The sequence below is a fragment of the Cytobacillus luteolus genome (assembly GCF_017873715.1).
GTDB lineage: Bacteria > Bacillota > Bacilli > Bacillales > Bacillaceae_L > Bacillus_BV > Bacillus_BV luteola.
This window is the reverse complement of the sequence record NZ_JAGGKM010000008.1, coordinates 12,863-32,123: the sequence shown is the minus strand read 5'-3', so window position 1 is coordinate 32,123 and position 19,261 is coordinate 12,863. Positions and strand designations below refer to the sequence as shown.

Annotated in this window: 18 protein-coding genes and 3 riboswitches; of the genes, 1 reads left to right on the top strand and 17 read right to left on the bottom strand. The window is 36.7% G+C overall.

The features are described 5' to 3' along the window. Positions 1-220 precede the first annotated feature (220 nt). The 6 genes from J2Z26_RS19310 to J2Z26_RS19285 form a co-directional block, all read right to left on the bottom strand. Positions 221-1,813: a Na+/H+ antiporter NhaC family protein gene (locus J2Z26_RS19310; RefSeq protein WP_193534882.1), complete on the bottom strand. Its 1,593-nt coding sequence runs from the start codon at positions 1,811-1,813 to the stop codon at positions 221-223. A gap of 140 nt (positions 1,814-1,953) precedes the next feature. After that, positions 1,954-2,133, bottom strand: a riboswitch (Lysine riboswitch). Positions 2,134-2,209: 76 nt separating this feature from the next. Continuing rightward, complete coding sequence (gene yunB, locus J2Z26_RS19305) at positions 2,210-2,977, bottom strand: sporulation protein YunB (RefSeq protein WP_227413625.1); 768 nt, start codon at positions 2,975-2,977, stop codon at positions 2,210-2,212. Between the two features lie 103 nt (positions 2,978-3,080). Further along, positions 3,081-4,196 (bottom strand): HD-GYP domain-containing protein, encoded by a 1,116-nt coding sequence (locus J2Z26_RS19300; RefSeq protein ID WP_193534880.1) that lies wholly within the window; start codon positions 4,194-4,196, stop codon positions 3,081-3,083. Between the two features lie 143 nt (positions 4,197-4,339). After that, on the bottom strand, positions 4,340-4,642 hold the full coding sequence (locus tag J2Z26_RS19295; protein WP_193534879.1) for a YunC family protein: 303 nt from the start codon (positions 4,640-4,642) through the stop codon (positions 4,340-4,342). A 90-nt stretch (positions 4,643-4,732) separates the two neighbouring features. Next, complete coding sequence (locus tag J2Z26_RS19290) at positions 4,733-5,557, bottom strand: sulfite exporter TauE/SafE family protein (RefSeq protein ID WP_193534878.1); 825 nt, start codon at positions 5,555-5,557, stop codon at positions 4,733-4,735. Between the two features lie 23 nt (positions 5,558-5,580). Continuing rightward, the gene (locus J2Z26_RS19285) at positions 5,581-6,435 is read right to left on the bottom strand and encodes a DUF72 domain-containing protein (protein ID WP_193534877.1); all 855 of its coding nucleotides are present in this window, start codon (positions 6,433-6,435) and stop codon (positions 5,581-5,583) included. 166 nt (positions 6,436-6,601) lie between these two features. On the opposite strand from J2Z26_RS19285, the gene J2Z26_RS19280 reads away from it, so the two are divergent. Further along, positions 6,602-7,516, top strand: a complete 915-nt coding sequence (locus J2Z26_RS19280; protein WP_193534876.1) for a nuclease-related domain-containing protein — start codon at positions 6,602-6,604, stop codon at positions 7,514-7,516. Between the two features lie 659 nt (positions 7,517-8,175). Here J2Z26_RS19280 and sufB read toward each other — a convergent pair. The 11 genes from sufB to J2Z26_RS19225 all read right to left on the bottom strand — a co-directional run bounded on the left by sufB (position 8,176) and on the right by J2Z26_RS19225 (position 19,186). Next, a complete protein-coding gene (sufB, locus tag J2Z26_RS19275; protein ID WP_193534875.1) occupies positions 8,176-9,573 on the bottom strand; it encodes a Fe-S cluster assembly protein SufB in 1,398 nt (465 codons plus the stop codon). 54 nt (positions 9,574-9,627) lie between these two features. Beyond that, a complete protein-coding gene (sufU, locus tag J2Z26_RS19270) occupies positions 9,628-10,068 on the bottom strand; it encodes a Fe-S cluster assembly sulfur transfer protein SufU (protein ID WP_193534874.1) in 441 nt (146 codons plus the stop codon). Then, positions 10,058-11,278 carry a cysteine desulfurase gene (locus J2Z26_RS19265; RefSeq protein ID WP_193534873.1) on the bottom strand — a complete coding sequence of 407 codons (1,221 nt, stop codon included), beginning with the start codon at positions 11,276-11,278 and terminating at the stop codon, positions 10,058-10,060. Before J2Z26_RS19265 ends, sufU begins: the two co-directional genes overlap by 11 nt. After that, a complete protein-coding gene (gene sufD, locus J2Z26_RS19260) occupies positions 11,278-12,585 on the bottom strand; it encodes a Fe-S cluster assembly protein SufD (RefSeq protein ID WP_193534872.1) in 1,308 nt (435 codons plus the stop codon). The genes J2Z26_RS19265 and sufD overlap by 1 nt, the downstream gene beginning before the upstream one ends. A 17-nt stretch (positions 12,586-12,602) precedes the next feature. Next, positions 12,603-13,388 (bottom strand): Fe-S cluster assembly ATPase SufC, encoded by a 786-nt coding sequence (gene sufC / locus J2Z26_RS19255; RefSeq protein ID WP_193470298.1) that lies wholly within the window; start codon positions 13,386-13,388, stop codon positions 12,603-12,605. Positions 13,389-13,694: 306 nt separating this feature from the next. Next, positions 13,695-13,838 (bottom strand): YuzK family famiily protein, encoded by a 144-nt coding sequence (locus J2Z26_RS19250; protein ID WP_209794416.1) that lies wholly within the window; start codon positions 13,836-13,838, stop codon positions 13,695-13,697. A 290-nt stretch (positions 13,839-14,128) separates the two neighbouring features. Beyond that, positions 14,129-14,971 (bottom strand): MetQ/NlpA family ABC transporter substrate-binding protein, encoded by an 843-nt coding sequence (locus J2Z26_RS19245; protein ID WP_193534871.1) that lies wholly within the window; start codon positions 14,969-14,971, stop codon positions 14,129-14,131. 13 nt (positions 14,972-14,984) lie between these two features. After that, the gene (locus tag J2Z26_RS19240; RefSeq protein WP_193534870.1) at positions 14,985-15,653 is read right to left on the bottom strand and encodes a methionine ABC transporter permease; all 669 of its coding nucleotides are present in this window, start codon (positions 15,651-15,653) and stop codon (positions 14,985-14,987) included. Continuing rightward, positions 15,646-16,671, bottom strand: a complete 1,026-nt coding sequence (locus J2Z26_RS19235; RefSeq protein ID WP_193534869.1) for a methionine ABC transporter ATP-binding protein — start codon at positions 16,669-16,671, stop codon at positions 15,646-15,648. Before J2Z26_RS19235 ends, J2Z26_RS19240 begins: the two co-directional genes overlap by 8 nt. A 385-nt stretch (positions 16,672-17,056) precedes the next feature. Beyond that, positions 17,057-17,162: riboswitch (SAM riboswitch) on the bottom strand. Between the two features lie 118 nt (positions 17,163-17,280). Continuing rightward, the gene (locus J2Z26_RS19230) at positions 17,281-18,603 is read right to left on the bottom strand and encodes an O-acetylhomoserine aminocarboxypropyltransferase/cysteine synthase family protein (RefSeq protein WP_193534868.1); all 1,323 of its coding nucleotides are present in this window, start codon (positions 18,601-18,603) and stop codon (positions 17,281-17,283) included. Between the two features lie 74 nt (positions 18,604-18,677). Then, positions 18,678-18,780, bottom strand: a riboswitch (SAM riboswitch). A gap of 61 nt (positions 18,781-18,841) precedes the next feature. Beyond that, positions 18,842-19,186 carry a hypothetical protein gene (locus J2Z26_RS19225; RefSeq protein ID WP_193534867.1) on the bottom strand — a complete coding sequence of 115 codons (345 nt, stop codon included), beginning with the start codon at positions 19,184-19,186 and terminating at the stop codon, positions 18,842-18,844. Positions 19,187-19,261 lie beyond the last annotated feature (75 nt).

Below are 19,261 nucleotides of genomic sequence, written 5' to 3'. Positions count from 1 at the left end.
CTATATGTATGAACTATGTCCTACATTAAGAATCGGAACTTTTTATATTTTCTGATTTTTTAATCTAAAGTTAGTATAGCTAGACTTGTCTAAATTGTCAAAACATTATTCAAAAAATATTTTCCAGCTAATATAAAAAGGAAAGAGCTATGCTCTTTCCTTTTATTTACAGATTTTCACTAGTAACTTTATAGGAAAATACTATTCATTCTTTAAAGGTTTATACTAATACCGTTGTCTTTTGTTGTCTAAAAACAAATGTAAAAACTAGCAATGATAATAGCACTACCATAATTCCTAAAATTGTACTGCCCGTCATACCCATTACAATAAAACCAACTGTTGCAATGATTGCAGAAGTAAGTGCATACGGAAGTTGAGTTAATACATGATCAATATGGTGACTTCCTGCACCTGTGGATGAAAGAATTGTCGTATCTGAAATTGGTGAACAATGATCCCCAAATACTGAACCAGCTAGTACTGCTGCTAGTGCAGGTAATAACATTGAAACATCAGTTGAAGCCATAATTTCTCCTGCAATTGGTAACATAATTCCAAATGTTCCCCATGAAGTACCTGTTGAAAAGGCCATTAAACCCGCAACAATAAATAAAATTACAGGTAGATAAGCAATATTAAGATTGGCCTTTTCAACTAATGAAGCAAGGTATGCTCCAGTTTCTAACTGACCAATTAAATCAACAACCATCCATGCTAATAACAGGATGTAGATTGCAGGAAGCATAGATTTTATTCCTTCAATAATTCCCTTGAAGAATAAACCTGCCGAAATTGACTTTTTCGTCATAACTTGATTAAAGAATAAGATAAACACAACAAGTAAACCTAAAAGACCACCATATAAAAGAGAAGCTGCAACATCGGTATTTTCAAAGATAGCTAGTAGCGTTCTATTCTCTTCCGTAGCGGTAAAGCCTGTCCAAATCATTGAACCGACAGTCCCAATTACTAAAGCGATAATTGGCCATATTAAATCACCAATCGTTCCTCTGTCACTTTGAGGTAAATCCTGTTTTAAGTCTCCGATAACAGGTTTGGCTGGATCAATCATTTCTCCTAATTTAACAGCCCTTTCCTCATGACCCTTCATACTACCAAGATTAATGTTAAAAATGGTCGTTACAAAAACCATCAAAATAGCTGTAATAACATATAAATTCATTGGAATCATCTGAATGAAGGCAGACAATGCAGTATATTCACTAATTCCATGAGTTGCCAGAATTGTCCCTATAATGGCAATGATATATGCACCCCAGCTAGAAATTGGAGAAACTACACAGATTGGCGCAGAAGTTGAGTCAATAATGTACGCAAGTTTTGCGCGTGAGACTCTATAACGATCAGTTAATGGTTTACTTACCTGACCAACAGCTAAAGCATTAAAATAATCATCGATAAAGATTATAATTCCAAGAATTGCAGCAAGTAATTGAGCACCGACTCTAGACTTTATTCGTCTCCCTGCCCACTCTCCAAATGCACGACTACCTCCTGTTACTGATATGAAAGCAGTAATTACTCCTAAGAGTAATAAAAAGAAGACAATATACATATTCCAAGTGTTTAGAGAACCCTCCGATACAAAGATGGCTTTAAAACTACTCCAAATGGAGTTGAATGCCTCTGATAAGAAAAACAGTATCCCACCTTCTTTTACAGCGTTCCATTGTAAAACTAGTGCTGCTGATACGATCCCTACTCCTAATGAAAGCAAAACTTTTCTAGTTAAAATAACCATTAAGATTGCAACCAAAGGAGGGATTAAAGAATAAATTGTTCCAGTCATGATAACCTCCTATTATTGTAAAAAAATTAACACAAGGTGTTTCTGGGGCATTCCTACCATGATGTAAAAAAAGGCACAAAAAAAAGAGTAATGATAGAAAATAACTATCACTACTCTTAGTAGATATGTTATCCTCCATCACGATCAGTAGCCCCTCATTATGAATGGATCTCATAATGACAGTGATACCCTTGTTAAAGGTAACACCAACAAAGATGATTTGACGCTCATCTTTGCTTCGGCAAAAAGCCCTTTCATTCATGCTCAACGTTGTCATCCTCACATGAACTACTCTTTCTTTTTGCACCTCTACCTCATCGATCAGATAAGGTGTTATTAAGTTATTAAAAATACTATATTATTATAGTAATTAATCTACAAAAAATCAATCATTTTCTAGTTTCCATTACGTGGTAATTGAATAGCGGGTGGCGCACTGTCTCCACCATTATTATAGTAATCTGGAACCTTACCATTAACTAATTGAGCAACTACTGGTACTGTTCCTGTAGCATGTATTTCATCCGTTGCAAAGGGGAGAATTACCCTCACTGTTACATTAAGCTTAACCTCAATCTTTATAATCGTATTATTAATTCCCGACTCCTCAATTTCAGTGATAATATCTGGCATTACATCTCCGATTAAATGAAATCGAACAGGAACCTTAGGACCTAAGTTACCTAATAGTGCATTATTCGTCGCTGCTCCTAGTGGAACCTCAAAATAAAATCCTGAGTTTTTTGTATCATCATCGGTTTCAATTACTACTTCCGGTATTTCAAGTGCATTTACATTCCCTTCATCCACATAGCGAAGGTACTGCTCAACCTTATCTGTTGTCAAAGTTGCCACTCGGTTAATTGCATTCGTATTATAGTAAACACCGGTTATGTCTCCATTAGAATCTTGTTGAATATTAATAATTTCTTCTGCACTTAATTCCTCTTCGGTAATCTGTTTATTAACTGCATTTTTTATAACTAATGTAGCGATCCTTTTCGTTTCGTTTTCCGCATACGCCATTAGTACAGGCTCAATCCCCTTATTAACCATGATTAATCCAGCAGCAGTAGAGAAGATGAAAAAGACAAATGTAAGTAAGAATACATAACGAAAAGGCAATGGTCCTCCTCGGGGAAGGCGTCCTCGATATTTTGCCATCACTTTTCCCCCCTTTACAAGCTATGTTTATGCATTTGGAAAGGGGTCTAGGCCAATTTTTTCAAAAATAAAACAACCTACATAACGATAGGTTGTCTTCATGTTATTGATTCGTACTCAGATTTTCTCCAACAAGTGTTGTATCACATTTTGTTATAACTAAATCAAGCTTCTGCTTAAGATCTACTTCATAAGGGTTTTCTAAGTCCCTTCCACTTTCCTCTAATATTCTAATGACCGGTCTTTCACTTAAGCCTTGATTTTGTTTTGAAACAATCCCTTTTCTACCATCGTTTAAATAGACTGTCAGGCCTACTGGATATATAACAACAGCCTTTCTAAAAGCTTCAACAATTTTGGTGTCAAATAGGTTTCCAACACCTGAGTATAGAATTTCTAGTCCTTCATGTGGAAGCATAGCGCTTCTATAGACACGATTTGAAGTGACAGCATCAAACACATCTGCAACTGCCATTACCTTAGCAAACTCATGTATTTCTGGCCCTTTTATCCCTCTTGGATATCCGGAGCCGTCTATCCTCTCATGGTGCTGGAAGGCACAATGCGCCGCAACAAGTGGGACCGTAGGCATTCTTCTAAGAATTTCAAAGCCGTGTTCAGTATGGAGCTTAATCGTTTCAAACTCTTCCAAGGTGAGTCTACCTGGTTTCATCAAAATATCAATTGGAACCGTCATCTTACCAACATCATGTAAAATTGCCCCAATACCTAAAATCTCAAGTTGCTTTTCAGACATTTTAAGCTGTGTACCAATAGCTAATGTATATAGGGTTACATTTAACGAATGTGTGAAAATATAATTGTCATATGTGTATACTTCTGACAAGAGTGTAATTAAATCTTTATTATTTTTAACTTCATGAACAACAGAACGGATAACCTTTAAAAGATGTTTAGAATTCTTTTCTAAAAACAACGATCCAGAAGAATGTTTTTCCTTTTGCAAGTCAATAAATATAGTTTCAATGGTCTTAATTGCTTCTTTTCTCAGTGTCCTAGGTATCGGTTGAACCGTTTCAATATCCTCAGTTCTATTATCTTTAACGTAAACAAATGTAATTCCTAGCTCTAATAGCCTTACGATCATTCGCTCAGTTAGAGGGACATCTTCACTAATTAAAACTTGTCCGTTTTCATTATAGATTGCTTTAGCCAAGATTTTTCCAGGTGCTAGTGATTTTGTAGAAACTAATATCATAATGTACCCCTTCAATAATATCTCTTTCGCTATCGTATACTGAAACTGATTATTTGTAAAACATATATTGTGTAAATCCTAAAAAACTTCACAATTCATTTCAAAATAAGAAGAGGCCTTTTTAAAGACCTCCTACACTTGTTTTATATCATTTTTAAAAGGGCATCTTTCCCCTTCATTCCTGCAGTAATCCCAATATTTTCAGCTTCTATAGTAACTGATTCTAACGGAGCATCAAGTAGTTGATCAATTGTTCGAACTCCTACAGCCCTACCCGCAATAATTCCGCGGTCCTTTAGTTTTTCATTTAAAAGGGCAACATCTAGAGCTCCACACATGATATACCCTTTTTCATTCGTTACCGCCATAAAATTCGTCTTAGGCAGTTTTACCGTGATAGCAGTAAATTGGTGTGAATCGATTATTATTGGAGTCATCGTTACCATAAACTAATTACACCCCTTTCACTAATCAATTTATGAAAAGAGATATAATTTGTGTATAATTTTATATAGTTTATGGCCTTTTTTCCTCCTTTAATTAAGTCCCTGAAAAATTAAACGGATACCAAGGATAATCAGAATAATGCGGAGCAAGTTGATTACCGTGTTTCCTTTTAGTTTTGTATTAATTTTTGCTCCTAATATGGCTCCCACCCATGCTCCTGGCACTAATACTAGTGTTAAGAGCCAATTAACATTGCCTAATCCGATATGAGCTATCGAACTTGTAATTGCTGATAGAAAGATCATAAACATTGAAGTTGCAACAGCAATATGAGGTGGGAACATAAATAATAAAATCATTGCAGGCACCATGAGTGAACCCCCACCAACTCCGAACAATCCCGATATAAAACCAACCAGAAATGAAATTGGCAATGCAATAAGTGGATTAAATCCGTAGTAAGATTCCACTCCTTCCTCGTTCGTAAAAGAACGTTTATAGTGGTATCTGGTTTCTGATGTTTTCATTGGCTTTATTTTGTTCCGAACCATTAAAATGATTGAGATAAAAATCATAAAAATTCCAAAATACAAAGAAAAGGTTTGTACATCCATTGCTTTATTTACAAATGCACCAACGATCCCCCCTGGTCCACTGCCGATAAAAAATAATAAGCCACTTTTATAATCTACTGTTTTGTATTTCATATAAGCTAATGTTGAGGAAAGACCTGTGAAAATAACAACAATAAGGGAAGTACCTACCGCTACTTGAGGTGAAATATTCCCAAAGCTAGGTATGATGGTGCCTAAATAAATCAAAGCAGGAACAACAACAATCCCCCCACCTAAACCAACTAAACTTCCTAACGTACCAGCGACAATTCCAACTACTAAAAGTAAAACCCATTCCACTATGTTTCAACTCCATTAAGGGGTTAGAGATGGTCAAAAAAGTCTAACTGACGCGGAGCTAAGCCCTCATAGTCTAAATCTAATAACTGAATAAATTGCTTAGCATTATCAGCAGCATCTCCACCAGAATTATTATTAAATAACACATAGACATCCTTTGATTGTGTATGTAGAGCTTTTATATGGTCTGCCCATTCGCTCAATTCTTTTTCATTATATCTGTAAAGGTAACGAACCTCTCGCCAGTTCCCAGCACTTGGCTTTTGCCATCCATGAAGGTTACGCCCATGAAATCTGACTAAAGTTGCTTCTTTGTTGGTAGGCTTTAATACTGTAGGAATGGAGCCACTTCCCGCCTGGGGCTCATCACAAATACTATGAATCCAGTTTTGGCTTGTCATAAAGCTTATTGTTTTATCATGAAACTGGGGCGAAAACCATGATTGATGTCTAAATTCTAACGCCAAAGGTAATCCCTTCATTTCTTCCTTACACCATCGTAGGTAGTTGACATTTTCCCTTGTACATTCAAACCAAGGGGGAAATTGAAAAAGAACCATTGCCAGTTTATCAGCAGTTTGATAAGGCTCAAGGGATTCTCTGAAGGCTATGAACATCTCTTCCTTTGATTGAAATGGAATTTCTCCGCGTTGATGGCCTGTCATCCCTTGATACGCTTTCACAATAAATTGAAAAGAAGGAGGAGTGTCTTTCACCCAACGTTCTACATTTTTTTGAGGTTGTATGGCGTAAAAGCTTGAATCCACTTCAACTATTGGAAAATGACCCGCATATTGTTTTAGTTTACTGCCTGAATTCGTACCAGCTTGATAGAGACTATCTTGATCACCCCAGCCGGTAACACCGACGTATATCATCGGTCTTCCTCCTTTGAAAAATAGACCCCCGGCGATGGCCGAGAGTCTAAGTAATGTCATTTATTATCTCACTTCATGGGGAGTTTGACAATTTTCTAATCTTATATTTTTGAATGTTGAAAATATAGAAGGTTTTACTTACAATTATTTTGAAAGGAAGTGGACTATGATAATTAAAACTCGTGAAGAACCACTTGAATTGAAGCTTCTTCGATATTTAAACAACCGCATGAAACTGTCTGATAAAGAGGTGAATTACCTTATAAGTTTAGAGAAAGGATTTAAGGGGGAAGAAAAGTATGATGACTGGTTGAAAAAGTACCTCATCGGTGAATGGATTGTAATAAATGATCTATTACTCAATTATAACAAAAACGTTTTTCAGATAGACTCTTTGTTAGTTTCAAGCAAGAAAATCTATCTGTTTAACGTTAAAAATTATGAGGGTGATTTTTATATTGAATCTGATAGATGGTATTCACCGTCGGGTAGTGAAATTAAAGACCCATTACTTCAATTGAATCGTAGCGAGACATTATTACGACAATTTCTTGTAGACCTTGGGTTTGGCACCCAAATTGAGTCCTTACTTATTTTTATAAACCCCGAGTTCCATCTTTATCAAGCACCTCTGAAACTTCCTGCTATTTTCCCTTCACAGCTAAATCGTTTCATGACCAAATTAAATATGAGCACGGCAAAATTAAGGTTTAGAGATATAGAATTTGCAAAAAAACTAGTTACTTTTCATAGAGAAGATGATCCTTACTCAAGATTATCGGATTATAGCTTTGATAAGCTTAAGAAAGGAATTATATGTGCAGGCTGTAACTCATTTTTTGGTAAATGTTCTTATAATACTTTGGTATGTTCAAAGTGTGGTTTTATCGAGGATGTGGTTTCAGCTGTTATGCGGAGTGTAGAGGAATATCAGTTATTCTTTCCCGATAAAAAAATAACAATGAACTCGATTCATGAATGGTGCGAAGTAATTACATCAAAAAAAGCAATTAGAAGGATTCTTAAAAAAGAGTTTAGACAATTGGGACATGGTAGCTCTGCTTATTATGTTAATGAGTAAGTTGTGTTTATTTATAAGAAACACCTAAACACTTTGGTTTCTCTAGTTTGCGCTTTATTACATCTAGAGGAACCATTTACTCCTTTTGATTACTCTGATTTCCAACTTCTTACATACAGAGGAATCATCCCCCCCTTTTGGTTACTCCAGTTTCCAACTTCTTACATACAGAGGAACCATCCACTCCTTTTGGTTACTCTAGTTTCCAAATTATTACATACAGCGGAACCACCCACTCCTTTTGGTTACTCCAGTTTCCAACTTTTTACATACAGAGGAACCATTCACTCCTTTTGGTTACTCAAGTTTCCAACTTCTTACATACAGAGGAACCATTCACTCCTTTTGGTTACTCCAGTTTCCAACTTATTACATACAGAGGAACCATCCACGCCTTTTGGTTACTCCGGTTTCCAAATACTTACATACAGCGGAACCATCCACTCCTTTTGGTTACTCCGGTTTCCAACTTCTTACATACAGAGGAACCATCCACTCCTTTTGGTTACTCCAGTTTCCAACTTCTTACATACAGAGGAACCATCCACTCCTTTTGGTTACTCCAGTTTCCACTTCATACATACGCAGGAGTCAATTATTAGGATTTTTCAAAAACAAAAAAAACTCGTTCGAGAATCCCCTCGAACGAGTTTATAACATTACCCGATTGAACCTTCCATCTCGAACTTGATCAAACGGTTCATTTCAACCGCATATTCCATTGGAAGTTCTTTTGTGAATGGCTCAATGAAGCCCATAACGATCATTTCAGTTGCTTCTTGCTCTGAAATACCGCGGCTCATTAGGTAGAATAATTGCTCCTCTGATACCTTTGATACTTTCGCTTCATGCTCTAATGAAATGTTGTCATTTAAGATTTCGTTGTATGGAATTGTATCTGAAGTAGATTGATTATCCATAATTAATGTATCACATTCAATGTTTGCACGAGCACCATCAGCTTTACGACCGAAGTGAACAATACCACGGTACGTTACTTTACCACCATGTTTAGAAATAGACTTCGATACAATCGTAGATGAAGTATTTGGTGCTAAGTGAATCATCTTAGCTCCTGCATCTTGGTGCTGACCTTTTCCTGCAATCGCAATAGAAAGAGTCATACCACGAGCTCCTGCACCTTTAAGGATAACTGCTGGATACTTCATTGTTAATTTAGAACCGATGTTACCATCAATCCATTCCATTGTTGCATTTTCTTCTGCAACCGCACGCTTCGTAACTAGGTTAAATACGTTGTTAGCCCAGTTTTGAATTGTAGTATAACGGCAGTATGCATCTTTTTTAATGATAATCTCAACTACCGCACTGTGTAGAGAGTTTGTTGTGTATACTGGAGCTGTACAGCCTTCAACATAGTGTACATGTGCACCTTCATCAACGATGATAAGTGTACGCTCAAACTGACCCATGTTCTCAGAGTTGATACGGAAGTATGCTTGAAGTGGTGTATCCACTTTGATACCTTTTGGAACATAGATGAATGAACCACCAGACCATACTGCTGAATTAAGAGCAGAGAACTTGTTATCTGTATTAGGAATAACTTTTCCGAAGTGCTCACGGAAGATATCTTCATTTTCCTTTAAAGCAGTATCTGTATCTTTAAATACGATACCTAATTCTTCAAGGTCTTCCTTCATGTTATGGTAAACAACCTCTGATTCATATTGTGCTGAAACCCCTGCAAGATACTTTTGCTCAGCTTCAGGAATACCTAATTTATCAAATGTAGCTTTGATTTCTTCAGGTACTTCATCCCAAGAACGCTCAGATTTTTCAGATGGTTTTACATAATACGTAATTTCATCGAAGTTTAAGCTCGCCATATCGCCACCCCATTGCGGCATTGGCATGCTGTAGAAATGCTCTAAAGATTTTAGACGGTATTCTAACATCCATTGTGGCTCTTTTTTCATACGAGAGATTTCTTCAACAATCTCTTTTGTTAGACCACGTTTTGAACGGAAAATCGAAACGTCTTTATCTGCAAATCCATACTTGTAATCGCCAATATCAGGCATCTTTTTAGCCATCTGTTTCACTCCTTCAGAGGGAGAATGTGAACGATAAGAAGTTCTTTCTACCCTTTATTGTTTTTGGCTGTTTAAGCCTTTTTCCATGGCCTTCCATGCAAGTGTTGCACATTTGATGCGGGCTGGAAACTTAGCTACGCCTTGAAGTGCCTCTATATCACCTAAATCAATGCTATCATCATAGTCTTTACCTTGCATCATATCTGAGAAAATTTGAGAAAGTTTAAGAGCAATGTCAATTGGTTGCCCTTTGATTGCTTGTGTCATCATGGAAGCCGATGACATTGAAATGGAACAGCCTTCCCCTTCAAACTTCGCATCAATTACTTTCCCATCTTCTACTATCATTGTTAATTGTATGCGATCACCACATGTTGGATTATTCATATCAATTGTCAATGATTCGTTATCTAACACACCACGATTTCGCGGATTTTTATAATGATCCATAATTACTTGTCGATACAATGTGTCTAAATTGTTATTAAAAGCCATTGCTGAAATACTCCTTTGTTTTGATGAGTCCTTCAACTAGTTTATCAATTTCTTCTTCGGTATTGTAGAGGTAAAAACTTGCACGTGCTGTGGCAGATGCGTTTAACCATTTCATCAACGGCTGTGCACAATGGTGACCCGCTCTCACTGCAATACCTTCTGCATCTAATACAGTTGCTACATCGTGTGGATGTACATCTGTTATATTAAAAGTCACAAGACCAGCTCGCTCTTTTGGACCATAAATCGTTAATCCATCAATTTGAGACATTCGATTCATTGCATATTCCGCAAGTTTATGTTCATGTGCTTCAATGTTCTCTAGTCCAACTTCGCTAAGAAAATCAATTGCAGCTCCAAGCCCAATTGCTCCTGCAATGATTGGTGTACCTGCTTCAAATTTCCAAGGCAGATCCTTCCATGATGATTCATATAAACCTACAAAATCAATCATTTCCCCACCAGTTTCAACAGGCTGCATGTTTTCGAGCAATTGTTTTTTACCGTAAAGAACACCGATTCCTGTAGGACCACACATTTTATGTCCAGAAAATGCAAGGAAATCACAATCTAAGTCCTGTACATCTATTTTCATATGTGGGGCAGCTTGTGCGCCGTCAACCATCATTATTGCACCATGTTTATGAGCAATTTTTGCAATTTCTTTTACAGGATTGATGGCACCAAGAACGTTTGAAACTTGCATTACAGAAACGATTTTTGTGTTTTCTGTAATAGTCTCTTCTGCATCCTTAAGCGATATCGAACCATCTTCTTGAAGAGGAATATACTTTAAGGTAGCCCCTGTTTGTTTTGCGAGTTGTTGCCAAGGAATGATATTTGCATGGTGCTCCATGTAAGTAATAACGATTTCGTCACCCTGCTTTACATTGTCACGACCATAGCTTGCAGCTACTGTATTAATAGCTGTAGTCGTACCTCTTGTAAAGATAACTTCCTCAATCGAATGCGCATTGATAAATTTACGGACTTTTTCACGAGCACCTTCATACCCATCAGTCGCTCTAGTACCAAGCGTGTGAACACCGCGGTGAACGTTTGAATTGTATTCTCTATAATATTTATCAAGAGCTTCAATAACTTTAATTGGCTTTTGTGATGTTGCAGCACTGTCAAGGTAGACAAGTTGTCTACCATTGACCTCTTGGTGAAGGATTGGAAACTGTTCACGAATATCTTGGATATTCATTATTTTACTTTCCTTTCGATAACCTCAATAAGCTGCTTTTTAACACCTTCAATTGGAAGCTCATTAACAACAGGTGCTAAGAAACCATGAATTACTAAACGCTCTGCTTCTTTCCTAGAAATACCACGGCTCATTAGATAGTAAAGTTGAATAGGGTCTACTCGACCTACTGAAGCAGCATGACCTGCAGTAACATCATCTTCATCGATTAATAGAATCGGATTTGCATCTCCGCGAGCCTTTTCACTTAACATAAGAACACGAGATTCTTGTACAGCGTTTGACTTCGAAGCGCCATGCTCGATTTTACCAATTCCATTAAAGATTGAACTTGCACTGTCTTTCATTACACCGTGCTTTAAGATAAAACCTTCAGAATTTTTGCCGAAATGCACAACACTTGTTGTAAAGTTTTGTTTTTGCTCACCACGACCTACAACAACTGTTTTTGTGTCTCCGAAAGAACCGTCGCCCATTAGGTTCGTGATATTCTCAGAGATTGTATCCCCATCATTCATTAGGCCTAATGCCCATTCGATTTTACTATCGCGACCAGCAACACCACGACGATTTACATAAGCAGTAACACCTTTAGCTAAGGTATCTACTGCACCATATGTGATTTTTGCGTTATTGTTCGCGATCACTTCAGAAATAATATTTACAACTGAATCTTTTACTTCAGAAGTAGAAATATAGTTTTCTACATAGGTTACTGAACTATTGTCATCCGCGACAACAATAACATGATTGAAAAGTGTCGCATCTGCATTTTCATGAATGTAAATTGCTTGGATTGGTGCTTTTACTTCAACGTTTTTCGGAACGTATAAGAATGCCCCACCATTAACCAATGCAGCATGTAAAGCTGTTAATCTGTGCTCATCTACTTTTACGCCATTTTGCATGAAATACTTTTGTAAAAGATCACCATGCTTAGCTGCAGCAGTGTGAATATCAGTGAATATGACACCTTGCTCTTTTAATTCGTCTGATAAGACAAGAAAAGCTGGTGTGTTATCACGTTGAATATATAAATTTTTGTTTTCTTCTTTTAAATCGACCAAGGATTTAACTTCTTCTGGAAGTTCATCTAAAGATGCAAAAGGAGCACTTTTCACAACATGATTTTTGAATTGTGTAAAGTTCCATTTATCAATTTTTGTTTTATCTGGTTTAGGCATAGGTAATTCTTCTACTTTAGCAAGAGCTTGTAAGCGAAGGTCTAGTAGCCATCCAGGTTCTCCTAGTTCTTTAGAAAAGTTGCTGACATAATCCTGATCGAATGATTTCGTATCAATTGTCATGTTAATCCCCCTAACGCTTATGCTTCTTGCCCGACAGTTTCATCTTCAATACCTAATTCTTGCTTAATCCAGTCATATCCTTCTGCTTCTAAACGGTGAGCTAATTCAGGACCACCAGATTTAACAACTCGTCCTTGCATCATAACATGTACCTTATCAGGAGTAATGTAGTTAAGTAAACGTTGGTAGTGAGTGATGATTAAGCAACCAAAGTCTTCTCCACGTTTTTCATTAATTCCTTTAGATACAACCTTTAGCGCATCTATATCTAGTCCTGAATCGATTTCATCTAAAATAGCAATTTTAGGATCGATCATCATTAATTGTAGGATTTCATTACGTTTCTTTTCTCCACCTGAAAATCCTTCATTTAGGTAACGTTGTGCCATATCTGGATCCATTTCAAGGAATTCCATGTTTTTATCCATTGTACGGATAAATTTCATTAGTGAGATTTCATCGCCTTCTTCACGCCTTGCGTTCATTGCCGAACGTAAGAAATCTGCATTTGTTACCCCACTAATTTCACTCGGATATTGCATTGCAAGGAATAGACCTGCACGTGCACGCTCATCTACTTCCATTTCAAGAACGTCTTCTCCGTCAAGTGTAATTGAGCCACTTGTAACTTCATATTTTGGATGTCCCATGATCGCTGATGATAAAGTTGATTTACCTGTACCATTTGGTCCCATGATTGCGTGAATTTCTCCACCCTTAACCTCAAGGTTTACACCCTTAAGGATCTCTTTACCATCAATTGATACATGAAGATCTTTAATTGTTAAAGTTGAACCTGCCATTACAATACCTCCATTTTTACAAAAAAAAATTTTGTATAGGTTAGACTTATCGTCATTACCCTTATTCTCATTTTATTCTCATTCTAATCTTATAACAAATTAAAAGTGATAGCAACCTTTTGAGCTTTCTACAATAATTTTAGAATTATGTGTTTTCTATTTCTTCATTGTGCTATTTTTTTACCTAGGCTCAAATTTATATTCTTTCTATTTTTACACTTAAAGTTAAAAACCATTCTGTTTTTGAGGAATACCTATATAAATAAGAAAAAACCAGAAATCACTTCTGGTTTTTTCGTCGATATATTAAATTGAATGAACTTTACTGTCCAATCGTGCAATTAATAATTTCCCTTTTACATAATCCTGTTCACGTTTCTGTTCAACTTTCATTCTTGCTTCGACATTGGAGCTATACACCTCATAACTTATCCCATGAGCCTGGTGCATGGCCTTCTCCATTTCGCTTGTGTAATTCAAATTCAGTTTTTCACTGATAATGAATCATTCCTTTCATTTATTTAAAAGTTAAATTAACCATATGCCAATACTAACACCTTGAATCTCATCCTAACAAATTGCAAATTTCAGTAAAAAATAATCTCCCCCTTTATTTATAGCCACACTTCAAATCAGGCATGATAATTGATTAAAATTGGAATAAAATACTCTCATTTCCTCGCTTTTATTCAAAATCACCAAAAAAAGGTGCCTGATCTGTGTCAGACACCTACAAATTATTATTCACTTACTGGGACAACTGCCCCTTCATATTTTTCTAAAATGAAGTTTTGAATTTGTTCAGAACGAAGTACTTCAACTAGCGTTTGAATTTCAGAACGGTTTTCATCGCCTGTTCTTACTGTAATAATGTTAACATATGGTGATTCTGAACCTTCAAGTGCAATGGAGTCTTCCTTAGGATTCAATCCAGCGTCAATCGCATAGTTTGTGTTAATTAAGACTGCGTCACCCTCATCATTATTGTAAACCTGTGGAAGATATCCCGCATCTACATCAGCTTTGAACTCAAGGTTTTTCGGGTTGTCTACAATGTCATCAATTGTTGCAGTCGTTGTATCAATACCTTCTTTTAGCGTAATTAAGCCCTCTGTTTGAAGCATTGTTAAAATACGACCATGGTCAGCTACTGAGTTACTCATAATAATTAACGCACCTTCAGGTAATTCATCTAAACTTTTATATTTTTTCGAATAAACACCAATTGGCTCAATATGAATTCCACCAGCATTCACAAAATCATAACCATTATCAGCAATTTGTGCTTCTAAATACGGAATATGTTGAAAGTAGTTCGCATCAATTTCTTTATCTGCTAATGCTCTGTTTGGCAAAATATAATCTTGGAATGGTACAATCTCAAGTTCAATTCCCTTTTCTGCTAACAATGGTATTGCTTCTTCTAAAATCTCTGCATGTGGAACATTTGAAGCACCTACAACTAATTTAACTGCTTCAGCTTCATCCCCTGCAGTATTATTATCTTCGTTAGTTGCTGTCCCACAAGCTGCTAGGGCTAAAAGCAAAATAAATAATGATAGTGAATATAACGTTTTTTTCATGTTAAATCTCTCCTTATCTTTTATCTAATTTTGAAGTGACAATGTCACCGATAAACTGAAGTATAAAAACAATAATTAAAATTAAAACAGTGGCAATAAATGTTACATCATTATTGCCTCTTTGAAACCCTTCTAAATAAGCAAGGTTTCCTAGACCGCCAGCTCCGATTACTCCAGCCATAGCTGTATATCCTACAAGAGCAATGGCTGTTACAGTAATTCCGGACACTAACGCTGGCATAGATTCAGGTAGTAAAACCTTTGTAATGATTGTAGTTGTTGTGGCACCCATTGATTTGGCTGCTTCAATAACCCCTTTATCAATTTCTCTAAGAGCAATTTCAACCATTCTTGCATAGAACGGAGCTGCTCCGATTATTAGAGCAGGAAGGGCAGCATTTGCACCTAGTATTGTACCAACTATTGTTTTAGTAAATGGAATCAGCAAAATAATTAAAATAATAAATGGAATAGAACGGAAAATATTTACGATGGCTGCAATAACTGAATTCATAGCCTTACTTTCCCATATGTTCCCTTTAGAAGTAAGAAATAATAACAAACCTAAAATAATGCCTAAGATAAATGTCGCGATGACCGAGATTCCAGTCATGTATAGTGTTTCATTGGTAGCCGTTATAACTTTTTCCCACTTAACATTTGGTAATAGCTCCTCAAGCATTTGCTATCACCTCCACTTCAACTTGCTCGCTATGAATATAATCAATTGCTTTATCGATTTCGCTAGTGTCTCCATCAACATGGATAAAAAGAGTACCGTAAGAACCACTTTGGGTTTGTGAGATTTTCCCTTGAAGAATGTTAACGTTTAGATTAAAGTTTCGAATTAAATTTGTCATCAATGGACGTTCAGCAGCATCTCCTACAAAAGTGAGTTGGATGACTTTACCGTTTGGATATTGATCAAGCAAGTGCTCAATCGTTTCTTTTGTTTCCTCTGGCTCCGTCACTTGTTTTACGAATCTTTGGGTGATTGGCATCTTAGGTTTCCTAAATACCTCTAAAACCTGACCTTGCTCAACTATCTTTCCATCTTCCATAACTGCAACACGGTGGCAAATTTTCCTGATAACATGCATCTCATGAGTGATAAGCACAATTGTTAGACCTAAGCGCTCATTTATATCTACCAGCAAATCTAAGATTGAGTCTGTTGTTTGTGGGTCAAGCGCTGAGGTAGCCTCATCACAAAGTAACACTTTGGGATTGCTTGCTAGTGCCCTTGCAATACCTACTCTTTGCTTCTGTCCTCCACTAAGCTGTGAAGGATAGGCTTTTTCTCTTCCCTCAAGTCCCACTAACTTTACTAACTCATCAACGCGTCTAAGTCTTTCTTTCTTTGGCACTCCAATAATCTCTAAAGGAAACTCGATATTCTCGCTAACTGTACGTGACCACAACAAGTTAAAATGTTGAAAAATCATACTTATTTCCTGTCGTGCTTTTCTTAACTTGTTTCCTTTAGCACTGGTAATTTGATGGCCTGCTACAGATATTGAGCCTTCTGTTGGAATTTCAAGTCCATTTAATAGTCTGATTAATGAGCTTTTCCCAGCTCCACTGTAACCAATGATTCCAAAGATTTCTCCTTGTTTAATGTCTAGGTTAACGCCATCAACAGCAGTCACTGATCCTGTTTTCGATTTATAAATCTTTTTTACATTTTGCAATGTAATCATCTATTTCTCACCTTCTTTAAGTAACTACTTCTGTTTAGTTTGGTTCTTCAAGCGTAGGATAATGTAAATATTCTTAAATATGGACAGGACTTATTTAGTTTATCAATGTCTCTTTTCTCAAATATTGTTGTTTACAGATTTAACTTTGACCGTTCCTTTGCGCTACAGGCATTTGCTTTCCGCGGGGAGGAAGTCAAGCCTCCTCGACGTTCCCTCTGCGGGTCTCGACCTTTCCTCTACTTCCCGCAGGAGTCAAATGCCTTCCGCTCCAATCCACTATCAAATAATTACCTAATAAGCAACTTTCATTGCGTAAAGAGCCTAACAAAAAACAAAAAGCCCTTCTACTCAAATGAGCAGAAAGGCATACGTAATATAGTCCTTCCTCTCATTTCCCAAAGCAATAGCTTTGTGTGAATTGGCACCATTTCAACATAGTTGACGGTTGCCGGGCTTCATAGGGCACATCCCTCCACCTCTCTCAATAAGAGTTACACTTTATTCAATTATCGCTTTAAAACAGTTAAGTATTAATTGAGTACGAAAGTGAGTATATCATGGGTAAGAAATCAGTGTCAACAAAAATAATATTTTTATATTTTACTATTTTTAAATAGCACTTACTGGCTTTTTAGAAGAAAGTCCTGTTGCCTTTTCAATTGCTTGTTCTAAGTCTTCAAGAAGATCTTCACAATGTTCAATTCCAACTGAAAGCCTGATTAAATCATCAGTCACTCCGGATTTCTTTAAATCCTCGGCCCCTAATTGCTGATGAGTGGTACTTGCAGGATGGATGATTAAGCTCTTGGCATCCCCTACATTCGCTACATGAGACCAAAGAGTTACATTATTAATGACTTTTGCTCCAGCTTCCCTGCCACCTTTGATTCCAAATACAACAACTGCACCAGCACCTTTAGGTAAGTACTTCTTCGCTAATTCCTTTCCAGGATGTTCTTCATGCTCCGGGTATAATACCCACTCTACACCAGGATGCTCATCTAAGTAGGAGACGATCTTTCTCGTATTTTGAATATGCTCTTTCATCCGGACATGCAGTGTTTCCAGTCCTAAGTTAAACTGAAATGCATTAAATGGGCTAATGGCCGGACCTAAGTCCCTTAATAACTGAACTCTTGCCTTCACAATAAAAGCAACAGGCCCTAACGCTTCTGAGTATACTAAATTATGATAGCTCGGATCAGGTGTTGTAAATCCAGGAAACTTTGCCGAGTTCCAATCAAATTTCCCTCCATCTACAATAATCCCTCCAAGAGTAGTACCATTCCCAAGCAACCATTTTGTTGCTGAGTGAATTACTATATCTGCACCATGTTCAATTGGCCTGCATAGATATGGTGTGGCAAACGTGTTGTCAATGATTAATGGAATACCAGCTTCATGTGCAATTTCAGCAACTGCTTCTATATTTAAAATATCCAAGCTAGGATTTCCTATTGTTTCAGCAAAGAGGGCTTTTGTATTAGGAGTGATTGCCTTTTTGAAATTAGTAGGATCAGACGGATCCACAAAATGAGTATCTATTCCGTACTTTGGTAACGTGTTTGCAAACAAATTATAGGTACCACCATATAAAGTAGATGCAGAGACAATTTCATCACCAGAACTGGCAAGATTTAAAATAGCTGTTGTAATAGCTGCCATCCCACTTGCAACTGCTAAGCTACCAACACCACCCTCCAATTGAGCAACTCTTTCTTCAAAAACAGTTACCGTAGGATTGTGAATCCGGGAATAGATATACCCTGGTTCCTTTAAAGCAAATAGATTTGCAGCATGTTCTGTATTCTCGAATTTAAAAGCATTTGATTGATAGATCGGAACAGCACGTGCTCCAGTAACTGGATCTGCTTGCAAACCACCATGCACCCCAATTGTTTCTAGACGATACTTTCTCTCACTTCCACTCATTTTCATCTCTCCCTCGCTCTTTTGTGAAATAAAAAAATCCCCTTCATAAGAAGAGGATGAGTTCCATAAGACTCTTCTTATCTTTCAGGCATAAATATACCTGCAGGATTTAGCACCGTGTATCTTACCGGTTGCCGGGTTTCTAAGGGCCAGTCCCTCCACCACTCTTGATAAGTAAACTATTAAATTGATATTATTCTGAATAATAACACCGCAATTACTTACTGTCAATTCCTATTTATCCAATTTTTCTCATTTCTTTATCATGAGATAAGTAGAATATGGATTCGATTAGTAATATATTTCTCAAACTACCAATAACCTCAATATTCTCATGATATATGAGGTCAGTTAGTTTACTAGTCCCGTTTATAACATCCGTTATCCCATTCCCCTTGATTGTTATATGTTCTTCAAGACCATTAGTCACTGAGCTTCTTGTACTTGAAAGGTATAAATAAGCATTTTCCATACTAGTAATTTCAAACTTAATTACGAGTGGTTCTTTTGGTAATAGTAAGACAACATGTTCCAATCCGTAGAGTCTTTCTAAAAAATGTGTTAGTAATTTTTCTAAACCCACGTTGAATCCTCCTCGTACAGTTAGCTTATATATTAATTCCATTAAGTAGTACTATTTCCTCTATAAATCGTTCGA

What these genes read in the sequence shown, in the direction of transcription:
- J2Z26_RS19245 (WP_193534871.1), bottom strand. Translation starts at nt 14,971, where the DNA reads ATGAAAAAAACGTTATATTCACTATCATTATTTATTTTGCTTTTAGCC.
- sufC (WP_193470298.1), bottom strand. Translation starts at nt 13,388, where the DNA reads ATGGCAGGTTCAACTTTAACAATTAAAGATCTTCATGTATCAATTGAT.
- J2Z26_RS19285 (WP_193534877.1), bottom strand. Translation starts at nt 6,435, where the DNA reads ATGATATACGTCGGTGTTACCGGCTGGGGTGATCAAGATAGTCTCTAT.
- J2Z26_RS19230 (WP_193534868.1), bottom strand. Translation starts at nt 18,603, where the DNA reads ATGAGTGGAAGTGAGAGAAAGTATCGTCTAGAAACAATTGGGGTGCAT.
- J2Z26_RS19250 (WP_209794416.1), bottom strand. Translation starts at nt 13,838, where the DNA reads ATGCACCAGGCTCATGGGATAAGTTATGAGGTGTATAGCTCCAATGTC.
- sufU (WP_193534874.1), bottom strand. Translation starts at nt 10,068, where the DNA reads ATGGCTTTTAATAACAATTTAGACACATTGTATCGACAAGTAATTATG.
- J2Z26_RS19295 (WP_193534879.1), bottom strand. Translation starts at nt 4,642, where the DNA reads ATGGTAACGATGACTCCAATAATAATCGATTCACACCAATTTACTGCT.
- J2Z26_RS19310 (WP_193534882.1), bottom strand. Translation starts at nt 1,813, where the DNA reads ATGACTGGAACAATTTATTCTTTAATCCCTCCTTTGGTTGCAATCTTA.
- J2Z26_RS19235 (WP_193534869.1), bottom strand. Translation starts at nt 16,671, where the DNA reads ATGATTACATTGCAAAATGTAAAAAAGATTTATAAATCGAAAACAGGA.
- sufD (WP_193534872.1), bottom strand. Translation starts at nt 12,585, where the DNA reads ATGACAATTGATACGAAATCATTCGATCAGGATTATGTCAGCAACTTT.
- J2Z26_RS19265 (WP_193534873.1), bottom strand. Translation starts at nt 11,278, where the DNA reads ATGAATATCCAAGATATTCGTGAACAGTTTCCAATCCTTCACCAAGAG.
- sufB (WP_193534875.1), bottom strand. Translation starts at nt 9,573, where the DNA reads ATGGCTAAAAAGATGCCTGATATTGGCGATTACAAGTATGGATTTGCA.
- yunB (WP_227413625.1), bottom strand. Translation starts at nt 2,977, where the DNA reads ATGGCAAAATATCGAGGACGCCTTCCCCGAGGAGGACCATTGCCTTTT.
- J2Z26_RS19240 (WP_193534870.1), bottom strand. Translation starts at nt 15,653, where the DNA reads ATGCTTGAGGAGCTATTACCAAATGTTAAGTGGGAAAAAGTTATAACG.
- J2Z26_RS19300 (WP_193534880.1), bottom strand. Translation starts at nt 4,196, where the DNA reads ATGATATTAGTTTCTACAAAATCACTAGCACCTGGAAAAATCTTGGCT.
- J2Z26_RS19280 (WP_193534876.1), top strand. Translation starts at nt 6,602, where the DNA reads ATGATAATTAAAACTCGTGAAGAACCACTTGAATTGAAGCTTCTTCGA.